Source organism: Comamonas sp. (assembly GCF_036666375.1).
Taxonomy (GTDB): Bacteria; Pseudomonadota; Gammaproteobacteria; order Burkholderiales; family Burkholderiaceae_C; genus Comamonas.
In genome coordinates this window covers 1-13,862 of the sequence record NZ_JAVWWA010000035.1, presented here as the reverse complement: position 1 = coordinate 13,862, position 13,862 = coordinate 1, and the positions used below count along the sequence as shown (strand labels likewise).

Genomic DNA, 13,862 nt, shown 5'->3' with positions numbered 1-13,862 from the left:
ACGGCATTTCGCATTGCCGGCGGACCGCAATGCTGTTGCGCGGGAGCAGGGCGGGACGCGCGTGGTCCGCCCTGCGGGCTGGGCCTCAGCCCAGCAGCAAGGCGTCGTCGGCGAGCTTTTCGCCGCGCACCTTCTCGAACATCTTGAGCAGGTCGGGCACGTCGAGGCGCTTGCGCTCCTCGCCGCTGACGTCGAGCACCACCTGGCCCTGGTGCAGCATGACCGTGCGGTCGCCCACGTCAAGTGCCTGGCGCATGCTGTGCGTGACCATCATGGTCGTGAGCTTGGCCTCGGCCACGATACGCGCCGTGAGCTGCAGCACGAAGTCGGCGGTGCGCGGGTCGAGCGCGGCCGTGTGCTCGTCGAGCAGCAGGATGCGCGATGGCTGCAGCGCTGCCATCAGCAGGCTCACGGCCTGGCGCTGGCCGCCCGAAAGCAGGCCAATGCGATCCGACAGGCGCTTTTCGAGGCCCAGACCCAGCGTTGCCAGGCGGTCCTGGAAGACTTCGCGCATTTCGGCACGCACTGCGCGCGTGAGCCGGCGCGACGCGCCGCGGCGCTGGGCCAGCGCCATGTTTTCCTCTATGGTCAGGTCTTCGCAGGTGCCGGCCATCGGATCCTGGAAGACCCGGGCCACGCGCTCGGCGCGCGCCCAGACGGGCAGTGCGGTGACGTCCTGGCCGTGGATCACGATGGAGCCGCCGTCGACGCGCTGGTCGCCCGACACGGCGTTCAGGAAAGTGGACTTGCCCGCGCCGTTGGAGCCGATGACGGTCACGAACTGTCCGGCCGGAATCTCCAGCGACAGTCCGCGCAGCGCGCGGGTTTCGATCGGCGTGCCGGGGTTGAAGGTGAGAACGATGTCTTTTGCACTCAGCATGGGATCTCCGACCGACTTAACGCGGCTTGCGCTTGGACAGCTTCTGCTTGAGCTGCGGGATGACGAGGGCCACGGTCACGAGCACGGCCGTGACCAGGTTCAGGTCCTGCGCCTTGAGGCCGATGAAGTCGCTGTTGAGCGCGGCGGCAATGAAGAAACGGTAGACGATGGCGCCGATCACCACGGCCAGCGTCGCATAGATGATGCGCCGCGAAGGCAGCAGGCTTTCACCGACGATCACGGCCGCCAGGCCGATGACGATGGTGCCAATGCCCATCGAGATGTCGGAGCCGCCCTGGGTCTGCACGAACAGCGCGCCGCCCAGGCCCACCAGGCCGTTGGAGACCGCCATGCCCAGCAGGATCATGCCGCCGGTGTTCACGCCCTGGGCGCGCGCCATGCGCGCGTTCGAACCGGTGGCGCGGATCGCCAGGCCGCGTTCGGTGGAGAAGAACCAGTCCATCGCGAGCTTGGCGATCAGCACGATCGCCGCCAGGATCAGCGGGCGCGCGACGTAGTCGGGCATGCCTTCGGGCTGCAGCAGGGTGAACAGCGTGGCGTCGTTGATCAGCGGCACATTGGGGCCGCCCATGATGCGCAGGTTGACCGAGTACAGCGCGATCATCATCAGAATGGACGCGAGCAGGTCCATGATCTTGAGCTTGACGTTGAGCCAGCCCGTGACCATGCCCGCGGCAGCGCCCGCGGCCGTCGCGGCCAGCGTCGCGAGCCAGGGGTTGGTGCCCGTGGAAATCAGGATGGCGCAGACCGCGCCGCCCAGCGGAAAGCTGCCGTCCACGGTGAGGTCGGGAAAGCGCAGCAGCCGAAACGAGATGAAGACGCCCAGCGCCACCAGGCTGAAGATCAGGCCGATCTCGATGGCGCCAAGAAATGAGAAAAATGACATGGGGAGTGCGGTTGCGCCCGCAGGCTGGGTAAAAACAATGGCAGGTCCGTGCATCGTACGGTACCTGCCATATGGAAGCCCCCACCGGGCTATATACCCGGGTGGTCTTTTATTGAATCACTTGCGCGGCCGACTTGACCAGCGCATCCGACAGCTTCACGCCTTGCTTCTCGGCGGCACCGGGGTTCACGAAAAGCTCCATCTTGGTGCTCACCTCGGGCTTGATGTCGCCGGGCTTCTCGCCCTTGAGGATGCGCGCCACCATGCGGCCGGTCTGCTCACCCAGGTCACGGTAGTTGATGCCGTATGCCGCAACCGCGCCGCGCTTGACGGAGTCGGTGTCGGAAGCAACCAGCGGGATTTTCGCATCCTGCCCGACCTTGACCAAAGCTTCGTAGGCCGAAACCACGTTGTTGTCGGTGTTGGTATAGATTACATCGACCTTGCCGACCAGGCTGCGCGCGGCGCTGCTGACGTCGACCGAGCGCGGCGCGGCGGCTTCTACCAGCGTCAGGCCCAGGGTAGGCAGGAGTTTCTGCATTTCCTTGACCACGACCATGGAGTTCGCTTCGCCCGGGTTGTAGACGATGCCCACGCGCTTGGCGTTGGGCACGACCTGCTTGACCAGCTGCATCTGCTTGTCGAGCGCGAGCAGATCGGACACGCCGGTCACGTTGCCCTTGCTCGGCTCCCAGCTGGGCAGCAGCTTGGCGGCCACGGGGTCGGTCACGGCCGAGAACACCACGGGCACGGCCTTGGTCGCGGCAACCACTGCCTGGGCCGAGGGCGTGGCGATGGCGACGATGGCGTCGGGCTTGTCACCGATGAACTTGCGCGCGATCTGCGCGGCCGTGCCGGTATTGCCCTGGGCGCTCTGGTATTGCCACTTGAGATTCTTGCCGGTTTCAAAGCCCGCATCCTTGAGCGCGGCCTGCACGCCGTCGCGCACCGCGTCGAGCGCGGGGTGTTCGACGATGGCGGTCACGGCCACCGATTTCTGCTGGGCATGCACCGAAGTCATCGATGCCAGGGCCAGGGCCACCGCGCCCAGTGGCGCCAAGGACAGGAATTTCATTTGTATCTCCACCGCTGAATGAATGTTGTGCTCCGAACGAAGCCTCGATTCGAAGTCTACTGCAGCCCAGGCCGCTTGCGAACGAGTCCGACCCCCGAGGTTTCCACGGGACGCGCGCGGCCTGCGATGAAAAAAGGCCTGCAGTGCAGGCCCTTCGTTTACATGCCCGAATAGTTCGGGCCGCCACCGCCTTCGGGCGTGACCCAGACGATGTTCTGCGTCGGGTCCTTGATGTCGCAGGTCTTGCAGTGCACGCAGTTCTGTGCGTTGATCTGCAGGCGCTGGCTGTCGCCGCCCTTGCTTTCGTCGGGCACGAATTCGTAGACGCCGGCCGGGCAGTAGCGGCTCTCGGGCCCTGCATAGCGCGCGAGGTTGATGTCCACGGGCACGCTCGCGTCCTTGAGCGTCAGGTGGGCCGGCTGGTTCTCGGCGTGGTTGGTGTTGCTGATGAACACGCTCGACAGGCGGTCGAAGGTCAGCTTGCCATCGGGCTTGGGGTAGACGATGGGCTGGCACTCGGCCGCGGGCTTGAGGTAGGCGTGATCGGGCTTGTCGCGGTGCAGCGTCCAGGGGATGTTGCCCTTGAGCACGAATTGCTCCAGGCCGTTCATCAGGGTCGCGGTGGTCAGACCCTTCTTGAACCAGGCCTTGAAGTTGCGGCTCTTGTTGAGTTCGGTGTAGAGCCAGCTGTTCTCGAACGCCGTGATGTAGCTGCTCAGTTCGTCGCCCTGGCGGCCGGCCTGGATGGCCTCGAACGCGGCTTCGGCGGCCAGCATGCCGGTCTTGATCGCGGCGTGGCTGCCCTTGATGCGGCTGACGTTGAGAAAGCCCGCGTCGCAGCCGACCAGCGCGCCGCCGGGGAACACGAACTTGGGCAGCGACAGCAGGCCGCCGGCGGTGATCGCGCGCGCGCCGTAGCCTATGCGCTTGGCGGGCTTGATGCCCTTGGCTTCGTCGCCTTCGAGGTAGTAGCGGATGTTGGGATGGGTCTTCCAGCGCTGCATTTCCTCGAACGGGCTCAGATACGGATTCGAGTAGTCGAGGCCCGTGATGAAGCCCAGCGTGACCTTGTTGTCTTCCATGTGATACAGGAAGGCGCCGCCGTAGGTGTCGGCCTTCATGGGCCAGCCCGCGGTGTGCAGCACGAAGCCCGGCTGGTGGCGCGCCGGGTCGATTTCCCAGAGCTCCTTGACGCCCAGGCCGTAGGTCTGCGGATCGCGCCCTTCGTCGAGCTTGTAGCGCGCGATCAGCTGGCGGCCCAGATGGCCGCGCGCGCCTTCGGCGAAGATCGTGTACTTGCCGTGCAGTTCCATGCCCAGCTGGAAGTCGCCCGTGGGTTCGCCATCCTTGCCCACGCCCATGTTGCCCGTGGCCACGCCCTTGACCGAGCCGTCCTCGTTGTAGAGCACTTCGGCCGCGGGAAAGCCGGGGAAGATTTCCACGCCCAGGCCTTCGGCCTGTTCGGCCAGCCAGCGCACGACATTGCCCAGGCTCACGATGTAGTTGCCGTGGTTCTGGAAGCAGGCCGGCAGCAGGAAGTTGGGCGTGCGCAGCGACGACTTCTCGCCCAGGAACACCATGGCGTCGTCGGTCACGGGCTGGTTCAGCGGCGCGCCGAGTTCCTTCCAGTTGGGAATCAGCTCGGTCAGCGCCTTGGGGTCCATGATCGCGCCGGACAGGATGTGGGCACCGGGTTCCGAGCCTTTTTCGAGCACCACGACCGACAGTTCCTGGCCTTTTTCGGCGGCCAGCTGCTTCAGGCGAATCGCGGTGGACAGGCCGCCTGGGCCGCCGCCGACCACGACCACGTCGTATTCCATGGCCTCGCGGGGGCCGTACTGGGCCAGGATTTCATCATTTGTCATCGGGCGTCTCTTTTTGATTCAGATGGGTAGGCGTAACGCGGCGCACCTCGGCCGGGCGCGCTCCAGCAGCGGCTGATTCTATGCGCAGCGCGTGCGCGTTCATGTCACCTCGGATTTTTTCTGCGGCCGCTGTCGCCTCGGAGGCGGTCATTCAGCGCCATCCCTGCGATGCTGGTGGGCATGCCGAATAACCAGGATATCCGATGAAAATTGAAATTCCGCAGAACAAGAAACGGGTCCACGAGCTGCGCTTTCCAGTGCGCTGGGGCGACATGGACGCCATGGGCCATGTCAACAACAGCCAGTATTTTCGCTATATGGAGACGGCGCGCATCGAGTGGATGTGCGCCATCGGCTGTCAGCCGGCGCCGCAAGGCCAGGGGCCGGTGATCGTCAATGCGTTCTGCAATTTCTACCAGCAGCTGGCCCATCCCGACCAGCTGCTGCTGACCACCTATGTCAGCGACCCGGGTCGCTGCACGTTCGAGAGCTGGTGCACGATAGAGCGCGAAAGCCAGCCGGGTTTGATTTGCGCGGCCGGTGGCGCGACCGTCATCTGGGTCGATGCGGCGCTGCAAAAAGCCAGCCCGCTGCCGGATTGGATGCGCGCGCTGGTGAGCGAATGAGCGTCAAGGACCGGCTTTTTTCCTGCCGCGCGGCCTGGGCGCTGGTGCCGGCGGGGTTTCCCGGTCTTCGTCGGGCGCCGTCTTGCCGCTGGGAAAGGCGTTGGTCTGAAAATCGAGCCAGGGGGGATTTTGCGTATACATCAGCGCGATCAGCTCCTTGATCGCGGGGATGTACCAGGAGTCGTCGTTGAGGCGGTGGCTCAGGATGATGGGCGAGGTCGCCTGCTCGTCCTCGATCAGGCGGTAGACCAGGTCGGAGCGCAGCCGGGCCGCGGCCGGCACGATGCACACGCCGATTTCGCAGGCCACCAGCCCGAGCGCGGCCTGCAGCTCGCGCACTTCATGCACCTGGGCCAGCGGCACTGCCTGCTCGTGCAGCAGGCCCAGCACGTGGTCGGCGTAGCTGGGCCGGGGCTCCTTGGGAAACACGATCAGGTGCTGGTTCGCGATCTCGCTCAGCCGCACCGGGCCGCTGCTGGCGGCCAGCGGTGAACTCGGCGCCAGCGCCAGCACCAGCCTTTCCTCGCGCAGCACCGAGCGCGCCACCGAGGTGTCACGCGTCCTGATGCGGCCGAATCCCAGGTCGATGCGGCCCGACTTGAGCTCGGTGATCTGCTGCACAGAACTCAGGTCGACCAGGTGCACGTCGGTGTCCGGATACTTCTGGCGGAACATCCGCACCAGCATCGGCAGGCCGCCGTACAGCGTGGAGCCCACATAGCCTATGGAGATCGACTGGCGCAGGTTGCGACCCGCCTGGCGCATGCCGGTCTTCATCTGATCGACGCGCTGCAGCACCTGCAGCGACTGCTCGTAGAACAGCCTGCCGGCTTCGGTCAGTGCCACGGGCCGGCTGTTGCGCAGTACCAGCTGCACGCCCAGCTCCTCTTCGAGCAGCTGGATCTGGCGGCTCAGCGGGGGCTGGGCGATGTGCATCTGTTCCGCGGCACGCGTGAAATTGCGCGTATTGGCGACGGCGACGAAGTAGCGCAGCTGGCGTAGATCCATAAGGGAAAACGATATGGTTGATGATTTTTAAGCCGTAAGTCATTGTTTTGCAATGCGTGTTCTGTGAATTATATGGAAAAGGTATCGAATTAGATTGATTTGGTGTTGGCGTGCTGTGCGGGGCCAGGATTCCAATGGAGGCATGCAACATTCATCCCGCTTCTCGCAGCCCGGCGCTGTCGCTGCCGCGCCCGTGATCATCGAAAAGGTCGAGACCATGCTGGTCGACCTGCCGACGATTCGTCCCCACAAGCTCTCCATGGCCGTGATGAGCGGCCAGACCCTGATGCTGGTGCGCATCCACTGCGCGGACGGCACGGTCGGGGTGGGCGAAGGCACGACGATTGGCGGCCTGGCCTACGGCGGCGAGTCGCCCGAAGGCATGAAGCTGGCTATCGATACCTATTTCACGCCCCAGTTGCTGGGCGCCAACGCCAACCGCGTGGCGGCCGTGATGGCCGGGCTCGACCGGGGCATACGCGAGAACCGCTTTGCCAAGTGCGCCGTCGAAACGGCGCTGTTCGACGCGCTGGGCCAGCGCGTGGGCCTGCCGGTGTCCGAGCTGCTGGGCGGGCGCCTGCGCGACCAGCTGCCCGTCGCCTGGACGCTGGCGTCCGGCGACACGGCCAAGGACATCGACGAGGCGCAGCGCATGCTGGACCAGCGCCGCCACCGCATCTTCAAGCTCAAGATCGGCCGCAAGCCGGTGCGCGAGGACATCGCCCACGTGGCGGCAATCAAGCAGGCGCTGGGCGAGCAGGCCGTGGTGCGCGTCGATGTGAACATGGCCTGGACCGAGCTGCAGGCCCAGTACGGCCTGGCCGGCCTGGTCGACGCCGGCTGCGAGCTGGCCGAGCAACCCGTGGCCAGCGCCGAGGCCCTGGCCCGTCTCAAGGGCAGGTTCCCGATCGCGCTCATGGCCGATGAATCGCTGATGGGCCCGGCGACGGCTTTTTCCCTGGCGCGCAACGCCGCGGCCGATGTGTTTGCCATCAAGACCGAGCAGTCGGGCGGACTGCAGGCCGCGCAGCAGGTGGCGGCCATCGCCGATGCGGCGCAGATCGAGCTGTACGGCGGCACCATGCTCGAAGGCGCGTTCGGCACCATTGCCTCGGCCCAGGTGTTCTCCACCTTCCGCGCGCTGCAGTGGGGCACCGAGCTGTTCGGTCCGCTGCTGCTGACCGAGGAAATCCTGACCCAGCCGCTGGAATACAAGGATTTCCACCTCACGCTTCCCGCCGGCCCGGGGCTGGGAATCGCGCTGGACGAAGACCGCGTGCGCCACTTCCGCCGCGACCGCACGCGCGTCAGCGTCCCGACCTTTGCCTGACGCCGCCGGCACAGCCAAGCCTTTCAGATCACAACAAACCCCCCGTTCAGGAGACCACGATGAGCACGCAAATCTTTCACACCCCCGAAGTCCAGGACTTTCTGCGACTGGCCAGCGGCCTCGACCAGGCAGGCGGCAATGCCCGCACCAAGGCCATCATCCACCGCATCCTCAGCGACCTGTTCAAGACCATCGAAGACCTGGACATCACGTCCGACGAGTACTGGGCCGGTGTCGCCTACCTGAACCAGCTGGGCGCGCGCGGTGAAGCCGGCCTGTTGTCGCCCGGCCTGGGCCTGGACCGCTACTTCGACATGCGCATGGATGCCGAAGACGCGGCGCTGGGCGTGGCCAACGGCACGCCGCGCACCATCGAAGGCCCGCTGTATGTCGCCGGCGCGCCGGTGGAGCAGGGCTTCGCGCGCCTGGACGACGGCAGCGACGCCAACGGCCACACGCTGATCATGCACGGCACCGTGCACGGCGCCGACGGCCGGCCGCTGCCCGGCGCGACGGTGGAAGTCTGGCACGCGAACACCAAGGGCTTTTATTCGCACTTCGACCCCACGGGCGAACAAAAGCCGTTCAACATGCGCCGCACCATCGTCACCGATGCGCAGGGCCGCTATCGCTTCCAGAGCATCGTTCCCGTGGGCTATGGCTGCCCGCCCGACGGCCCGACGCAGGCGCTGCTCAACCAGCTCGGCCGCCATGGCAACCGCCCCGCGCACATCCACTTCTTCGTCAGCGCCGAAGGTCACCGCAAGCTGACCACGCAGATCAACATCGATGGCGATCCGCTGGTGTATGACGACTTCGCCTATGCCACGCGCGAAGGCCTGGTGCCGCCGCTGGTCGAGCGCAGCGATGCGGACAGCATCGAGCGCAACGGCCTGAGCGGCCCGTTTGCAGAGATCGCGTTCGACATCACGCTCAGCGCGCTGGTCGACGGCGTCGACAACCAGATCGTCGAGCGCGCGCGTCTGGCGGCCTGAAGCCATTGCCCCCAGCCCCATGCGGGGCCTGTCTGCAGCTACCGACCGCGATGGGCATCGCGGCGGATGAACCCACCCCAAGGAAATTCCCATGAACACCACCGCATCAACGGATCGCTACGGTGAAGTCGAAAAACTGCTGGACTCGGCCCTGCAGGACGACAAGGACAGCGGTGTCTTTCGCTGCCGTCGCGACATCTTCACCGACCCCGCGCTTTTCGAGCTGGAGATGAAGCACATCTTCGAAGGCAACTGGGTCTATCTCGCGCACGAGAGCCAGATTCCCGCGGTCAACGACTACTTCACCACCACCATAGGCCGCCAGCCGGTGGTCATCACGCGCGGCAAGGACGGCCAGCTCAACGCCGTGATCAACGCCTGCGCCCACCGCGGCGCGATGCTGTGCCGCAAGAAGCACGGCAACAAGGGCAGCTTCACCTGTCCCTTCCACGGCTGGACGTTCAGCAACACCGGCAAGCTGCTCAAGGTCAAGGACGAGAAGACCACCGAGTACCCGGTGCAGTTCAACACGCAAGGCTCGCACGATCTCAAGAAGGTGGCGCGCTTCGAAAGCTACAAGGGCTTTCTGTTCGGCAGCCTCAACGCCGACGTGCTGCCGCTGGCCGACTACCTGGGCGAGACCCGGGTCATCATCGACCAGATCGTCGACCAGGCGCCCGAGGGCCTGGAAGTGCTGCGCGGCAATTCCAGCTACACCTATGACGGCAACTGGAAGCTGCAGATGGAAAACGGCAGCGACGGCTACCACGTCAGCTCCGTGCACTGGAACTACGCCGCGACCATGGGCCGGCGCAAGGACGGCGGCACCAAGGCGGTCGACGCCAACGGCTGGAGCAAGAGCGTGGGCGGCGTCTACGGCTTCGAGCATGGCCATATCCTGCTGTGGACCCAGACCATGAACCCCGAGGTGCGCCCGGTCTACCACCGCCGCGAGGAGCTTGCCCAGCGCCTGGGCGAGGACACGGCCAACTTCATCGTCGGCCAGACGCGCAACCTGTGTCTCTATCCCAATGTCTACCTGATGGACCAGTTCTCCACGCAGATCCGGGTCACGCGCCCGATCAGCGTCGACAAGACCGAAATCACCATCTACTGCTTTGCGCCCAAGGGCGAAAGCGCCGAGGACCGCGCGCTGCGCATCCGCCAGTACGAGGATTTCTTCAACGTCTCGGGCATGGGCACGGCCGACGACCTGGAGGAGTTCCGCTCCTGCCAGACCGGCTACGCAGGCAAGGCCGCGCCGTGGAACGACCTGAGCCGCGGCGCGCCGCTGTGGGTCGAGGGCGCCGACGAGAACGCGCAGCGCATGGGAATGAAGCCGCTGATCAGCGGCGGGCGCAGCGAGGACGAGGGGCTGTTCGTGTGCCAGCACGACTACTGGGCCGAATCCATGCGCCGCGCGGTGAAGTCCGAGCGCGAAGGAGACCTGTCATGAGCGCGGAACACGCCAGCATCTGCGCCTTCCTCTACCGGGAAGCGCGCCACCTCGACGATCGCGAATGGGAGCCCTGGCTGGCGCTGTATGCGCCCGAAGCCGAATACTGGATGCCCGCCTGGGACGACGACGACAAGTTGACCGAGGACCCGCACCGCGAGATCTCGCTGATCTATTACCCCAACCGCAACGGCCTGGAAGACCGGGTGTTCCGCATCCAGACCGAGCGCTCGAGCGCGTCCATGCCCGAGCCGCGCACCTGCCACATGCTGAGCAATGTGGAAGTGCTTGACGAGCGCGGCGATCAGGTGGACGTGCGCTACAACTTCCACACGCTGAGCCACCGCTACAAGGCGACCGACCAGTTCTTCGGCACCATCTTCGTGACCTTGCAGAAGGACGCGGACGGCAGCTATCTGATCCTGCGCAAGAAGATCGTCCTCAAGGACGACTACATCCGCCAGGTCATCGACATCTATCACATCTGACACGGGGGGATTGACGATGACCAGCTATCGCATCGCGCTGAATTTCGAGGACGGCGTCACGCGCTTCATCGACTGCGGCGCCAACGAAAAAGTGCTTGATTCGGCGTTTCGCAATCGCATCAACCTGCCCATGGACTGCTCGGACGGGGTCTGCGGCACCTGCAAGTGCCGCGCCGAGGCCGGCAGCTATGACCTGGGCGACGAGTACATCGACGAGGCGCTGACCGAGGAGGAGGCCGGCGCCGGCCTGGTGCTGACCTGCCAGATGGTGCCGCGCTCCGACTGCGTGATCTCGGTGCCCATGTCGTCCACGGCCTGCAAGACCGCCACCGCGCAGTTCGCGGCCTCGGTGGCGCAGGTGGCGCGCCTGGGTGATGCGGCCTACGAGCTGGTGCTGGACGCGCCGGACGCGGCGCCGGTGTTCCTGCCCGGGCAGTACGTCAACATCGGCGTGCCCGGCAGCGGCCAGCACCGTTCCTATTCGTTCAGCTCGCTGCCGGGCGCGGGCCGCATGGGCTTTCTGGTCAAGCAGGTGCCCGGCGGGCTGATGAGCTCCTGGCTGCAGGCCGCCCAGGCCGGGCAGGCGCTGGAGATGACCGGTCCGCTGGGCAGCTTCTACCTGCGCGCCGTGACCCGGCCGCTGCTGCTGCTCGCCGGCGGCACCGGGCTGGCGCCGTTTCTCTCCATGCTCGAAGTGCTGGCGCTGAAGGGCACGGACCAGCCCGTACACCTGATCTACGGCGTCACGCGCGACCAGGATCTGGTGCTGGTCGACAGGCTTGTCGAGTACGCCCAGCGCATTCCCGGCTTCACATTCAGCACCTGCGTGGCCGATGCCGCGACCACGCACGAGCGCCAGGGCTATGTGACCCAGCACATGCCGGCCGCGGTGCTGCACGGCGGCGATGTCGATGTCTATCTGTGCGGCCCGCCGCCCATGGTGGACGCGGTGCAGCAGCACTTCAAGTCCGCGGGCATCACGCCGGCCAATTTCCATTACGAAAAATTCACCCCGACCCAGCCGGTCGCGGCCTGAACGGAGACAGTTCCATGAAGACATTCGAAGGCAAGGTGATGCTGATCACCGGCGCGGCCCAGGGCATAGGCGAGCGCGTGGCCGAACTGGCCGCGGCGCAGGGCGCGCGGCTGGCGCTGGTCGACCGCTCGCCGCTGGTGCAGGACCTGCGCGCGCGGCTCGAGGCCCTGACCGACGTGCTGGCGCTGGAGCTGGACCTGGAGCAGTTCGATGGCGCCCAGCAGGCCGCGCAGCGCACCCACGAAAGGTTCGGCCGCATCGACATCCTGGTCAACAACGTGGGCGGCACGATCTGGGCCAAGCCCTACGAGGAATACGCGCCGCAGGAAATCGAGGCCGAGGTGCGGCGCTCGCTGTTTCCCACGCTGTGGGGCTGCCGGGCGGTGCTGCCGTACATGCTCGCGCAGCAGCAGGGCGCCATCGTCAATGTCTCGTCGATCGCCACGCGCAGCGTCAACCGCGTGCCCTACGGCGCGGCCAAGGGCGGCGTGAATGCGCTGACCGCCTGCCTGGCCTTCGAGAACGGCGAGCGCGGCATTCGCATCAATGCGGTCGCGCCCGGGGGCACCGAGGCGCCGCCGCGGCGCATTCCGCGCAACGCGGCCGAGCAGAGCCCGGCCGAAAAGGCCTGGTACCAGCAGATCGTCGACCAGACCGTCTCCAGCAGCCTGATGAAGCGCTACGGCTCGCTGGACGAGCAGGCCGCGGCGATTCTCTTTCTCGCGTCCGACCAGGCTTCCTACATCACGGGCACGGTGCTGCCCGTCGGTGGCGGCGACCAGGGCTGACGCCGCAGCGCTGACAACGACAACAAACAAGCACAACAGGAGACAACATGAAGACATTGGATGTGAACGAGGTGATCGACAACGCGCGTTTCACGCGCTTTCACTGGACGGTGATGTGGCTGTGCGCCACGCTGCTGATCTTCGACGGCTACGACCTGTTCATCTATGGCGCGGTGCTGCCCACGCTGATGCAGCATTGGCAGCTCACGCCGGTGCAGGCGGGTGCACTGGGCAGCTATGCGCTGTTCGGCATGATGTTCGGCGCGTTCATCTTCGGTCCGCTGGCCGACCGCATAGGCCGCAAGAAAGGCATTGCGATCAGCTTTGTGCTGTTCAGCCTGGCGACGTTCTGCAGCGGTTTCGCGGCCACGCCCACCGAGTTCGGCATCTTCCGCTTCATTGCCGGTCTGGGCTGCGGCGGCCTGATGCCCAATGCGGTGGCGCTGATGAACGAGTACGCGCCCAAACGCTCGCGAAGCACACTGGTGGCCATCATGTTCAGCGGCTACTCGCTGGGCGGCGTGCTGTGCGCCGGCCTGGGCATCTACATGCTGCCGCGGTTCGGCTGGCAGTCGATGTTCTTTGCCGCCGCCGCGCCGCTGGCCATCCTGCCCATCGTGCTGTGGAAGCTGCCCGAATCGGTGGGCTTCATGCTGCGCCAGGGCCAGCATGAGAAAGCCCGCGCCACGCTGCTGAAGATGGCGCCGCATCTGGATCTTGCGGACACGCAACTGGTGCAGTCGGGCACCAAGGGCGCGGGCGCGCCCATGCTGGACCTGTTCAAGGACGGACGCAGTCTTGGCACGTTCATGATCTGGCTGTCGTTCTTTTGCTGCCTGCTGATGGTGTACGCGCTGGGCTCGTGGCTGCCCAAGCTGATGGCCAGCGCCGGCTACAGCCTGGGCTCCAGCCTGTCCTTCCTGCTGGCGCTCAATTTCGGCGGCGTGATCGGCGCGATTGCGGGCGGCTGGCTCGGTGACCGTTTCAGCCTGCCCAAGGTGATGGTCGGCTATTTCGCGCTGGGCACGGCATCGATTGCGCTGCTGGGCTTCAACAGCCCCATGCCCATGCTCTATCTGCTGATCGTGATCGCGGGCGCCACCACCATAGGCACGCAGATCCTGCTGTATGCCAACACCGCGCAGTTCTATCCGCTGGCAATCCGTTCGACCGGCATTGGCTGGGCTTCGGGCGTGGGCCGCATAGGCGCGATTGTCGGGCCGCTGCTGGGCGGCTCGCTGATGGCCGCGGCGCTGCCGCTGAAGATGAACTTCCTGGTGTTCGCCGTTCCCGGCCTGGTGGCGGCGCTGGCCATAGGCGTCTTCATGCTGGTCTATCGCGCGCGCGCCGCTGCGCCCACGCTTGCCGCCCAGCCACCCGCGGTCGGTGCGCGCAAGCTGGCCTGAAG

General features: G+C 65.8%; 14 protein-coding genes. 8 read left to right on the top strand and 6 right to left on the bottom strand.

The features are described from left to right. Positions 1 to 85 precede the first annotated feature (85 nt). The 5 genes from RR928_RS10870 to RR928_RS10850 all read right to left on the bottom strand — a co-directional run bounded on the left by RR928_RS10870 (position 86) and on the right by RR928_RS10850 (position 4,878). On the bottom strand, positions 86 to 880 hold the full coding sequence (locus tag RR928_RS10870) for an ABC transporter ATP-binding protein (RefSeq protein WP_332534280.1): 795 nt from the start codon (positions 878 to 880) through the stop codon (positions 86 to 88). Positions 881 to 896: 16 nt separating this feature from the next. Beyond that, positions 897 to 1,787 (bottom strand): ABC transporter permease, encoded by an 891-nt coding sequence (locus tag RR928_RS10865; RefSeq protein WP_332534282.1) that lies wholly within the window; start codon positions 1,785 to 1,787, stop codon positions 897 to 899. 109 nt (positions 1,788 to 1,896) lie between these two features. Further along, positions 1,897 to 2,862 (bottom strand): ABC transporter substrate-binding protein, encoded by a 966-nt coding sequence (locus tag RR928_RS10860; RefSeq protein WP_332534283.1) that lies wholly within the window; start codon positions 2,860 to 2,862, stop codon positions 1,897 to 1,899. Between the two features lie 158 nt (positions 2,863 to 3,020). After that, positions 3,021 to 4,727 carry an electron transfer flavoprotein-ubiquinone oxidoreductase gene (locus tag RR928_RS10855; RefSeq protein WP_332534284.1) on the bottom strand — a complete coding sequence of 569 codons (1,707 nt, stop codon included), beginning with the start codon at positions 4,725 to 4,727 and terminating at the stop codon, positions 3,021 to 3,023. After that, positions 4,717 to 4,878, bottom strand: a complete 162-nt coding sequence (locus tag RR928_RS10850) for a hypothetical protein (protein ID WP_332534285.1) — start codon at positions 4,876 to 4,878, stop codon at positions 4,717 to 4,719. Before RR928_RS10850 ends, RR928_RS10855 begins: the two co-directional genes overlap by 11 nt. Positions 4,879 to 4,930: 52 nt before the next feature. On the opposite strand from RR928_RS10850, the gene RR928_RS10845 reads away from it, so the two are divergent. Then, positions 4,931 to 5,353, top strand: a complete 423-nt coding sequence (locus RR928_RS10845) for an acyl-CoA thioesterase (protein WP_332549607.1) — start codon at positions 4,931 to 4,933, stop codon at positions 5,351 to 5,353. A 3-nt stretch (positions 5,354 to 5,356) separates the two neighbouring features. On the opposite strand, the gene RR928_RS10840 is transcribed toward RR928_RS10845, so the two are convergent. Continuing rightward, positions 5,357 to 6,361 (bottom strand): LysR family transcriptional regulator, encoded by a 1,005-nt coding sequence (locus RR928_RS10840; protein ID WP_332534289.1) that lies wholly within the window; start codon positions 6,359 to 6,361, stop codon positions 5,357 to 5,359. A gap of 142 nt (positions 6,362 to 6,503) precedes the next feature. Here RR928_RS10840 and RR928_RS10835 point away from each other — a divergent pair, with 142 nt between their 5' ends. The 7 genes from RR928_RS10835 (at position 6,504) to RR928_RS10805 (ending at position 13,860) form a co-directional block, all read left to right on the top strand. Next, positions 6,504 to 7,691, top strand: a complete 1,188-nt coding sequence (locus tag RR928_RS10835; RefSeq protein WP_332534291.1) for a muconate/chloromuconate family cycloisomerase — start codon at positions 6,504 to 6,506, stop codon at positions 7,689 to 7,691. A gap of 59 nt (positions 7,692 to 7,750) precedes the next feature. Further along, positions 7,751 to 8,686: a catechol 1,2-dioxygenase gene (gene catA / locus RR928_RS10830; RefSeq protein WP_332534293.1), complete on the top strand. Its 936-nt coding sequence runs from the start codon at positions 7,751 to 7,753 to the stop codon at positions 8,684 to 8,686. Between the two features lie 91 nt (positions 8,687 to 8,777). Continuing rightward, a complete protein-coding gene (locus RR928_RS10825; protein WP_332549605.1) occupies positions 8,778 to 10,142 on the top strand; it encodes a Rieske 2Fe-2S domain-containing protein in 1,365 nt (454 codons plus the stop codon). Further along, positions 10,139 to 10,630, top strand: coding sequence for a benzoate 1,2-dioxygenase small subunit (gene benB, locus RR928_RS10820; protein WP_332549604.1), 492 nt, complete (start codon positions 10,139 to 10,141; stop codon positions 10,628 to 10,630). The genes RR928_RS10825 and benB overlap by 4 nt, the downstream gene beginning before the upstream one ends. Before the next feature lie 16 nt (positions 10,631 to 10,646). Next, the gene (benC, locus tag RR928_RS10815; RefSeq protein WP_332534298.1) at positions 10,647 to 11,666 is read left to right on the top strand and encodes a benzoate 1,2-dioxygenase electron transfer component BenC; all 1,020 of its coding nucleotides are present in this window, start codon (positions 10,647 to 10,649) and stop codon (positions 11,664 to 11,666) included. A gap of 14 nt (positions 11,667 to 11,680) precedes the next feature. Further along, the gene (locus tag RR928_RS10810; protein WP_332534300.1) at positions 11,681 to 12,454 is read left to right on the top strand and encodes a 1,6-dihydroxycyclohexa-2,4-diene-1-carboxylate dehydrogenase; all 774 of its coding nucleotides are present in this window, start codon (positions 11,681 to 11,683) and stop codon (positions 12,452 to 12,454) included. A gap of 47 nt (positions 12,455 to 12,501) precedes the next feature. After that, positions 12,502 to 13,860: an MFS transporter gene (locus RR928_RS10805; RefSeq protein WP_332534302.1), complete on the top strand. Its 1,359-nt coding sequence runs from the start codon at positions 12,502 to 12,504 to the stop codon at positions 13,858 to 13,860. Positions 13,861 to 13,862: the final 2 nt, after the last annotated feature.

Excerpts from the sequence above, each read along its gene's own strand:
- RR928_RS10850 (WP_332534285.1), bottom strand. The coding sequence starts at position 4,878 with ATGACCGCCTCCGAGGCGACAGCGGCCGCAGAAAAAATCCGAGGTGAC.
- RR928_RS10835 (WP_332534291.1), top strand. The coding sequence starts at position 6,504 with ATGCAACATTCATCCCGCTTCTCGCAGCCCGGCGCTGTCGCTGCCGCG.
- RR928_RS10860 (WP_332534283.1), bottom strand. The coding sequence starts at position 2,862 with ATGAAATTCCTGTCCTTGGCGCCACTGGGCGCGGTGGCCCTGGCCCTG.
- RR928_RS10865 (WP_332534282.1), bottom strand. The coding sequence starts at position 1,787 with ATGTCATTTTTCTCATTTCTTGGCGCCATCGAGATCGGCCTGATCTTC.
- RR928_RS10810 (WP_332534300.1), top strand. The coding sequence starts at position 11,681 with ATGAAGACATTCGAAGGCAAGGTGATGCTGATCACCGGCGCGGCCCAG.
- benC (WP_332534298.1), top strand. The coding sequence starts at position 10,647 with ATGACCAGCTATCGCATCGCGCTGAATTTCGAGGACGGCGTCACGCGC.
- RR928_RS10845 (WP_332549607.1), top strand. The coding sequence starts at position 4,931 with ATGAAAATTGAAATTCCGCAGAACAAGAAACGGGTCCACGAGCTGCGC.
- benB (WP_332549604.1), top strand. The coding sequence starts at position 10,139 with ATGAGCGCGGAACACGCCAGCATCTGCGCCTTCCTCTACCGGGAAGCG.
- RR928_RS10840 (WP_332534289.1), bottom strand. The coding sequence starts at position 6,361 with ATGGATCTACGCCAGCTGCGCTACTTCGTCGCCGTCGCCAATACGCGC.
- catA (WP_332534293.1), top strand. The coding sequence starts at position 7,751 with ATGAGCACGCAAATCTTTCACACCCCCGAAGTCCAGGACTTTCTGCGA.
- RR928_RS10870 (WP_332534280.1), bottom strand. The coding sequence starts at position 880 with ATGCTGAGTGCAAAAGACATCGTTCTCACCTTCAACCCCGGCACGCCG.
- RR928_RS10855 (WP_332534284.1), bottom strand. The coding sequence starts at position 4,727 with ATGACAAATGATGAAATCCTGGCCCAGTACGGCCCCCGCGAGGCCATG.
- RR928_RS10825 (WP_332549605.1), top strand. The coding sequence starts at position 8,778 with ATGAACACCACCGCATCAACGGATCGCTACGGTGAAGTCGAAAAACTG.
- RR928_RS10805 (WP_332534302.1), top strand. The coding sequence starts at position 12,502 with ATGAAGACATTGGATGTGAACGAGGTGATCGACAACGCGCGTTTCACG.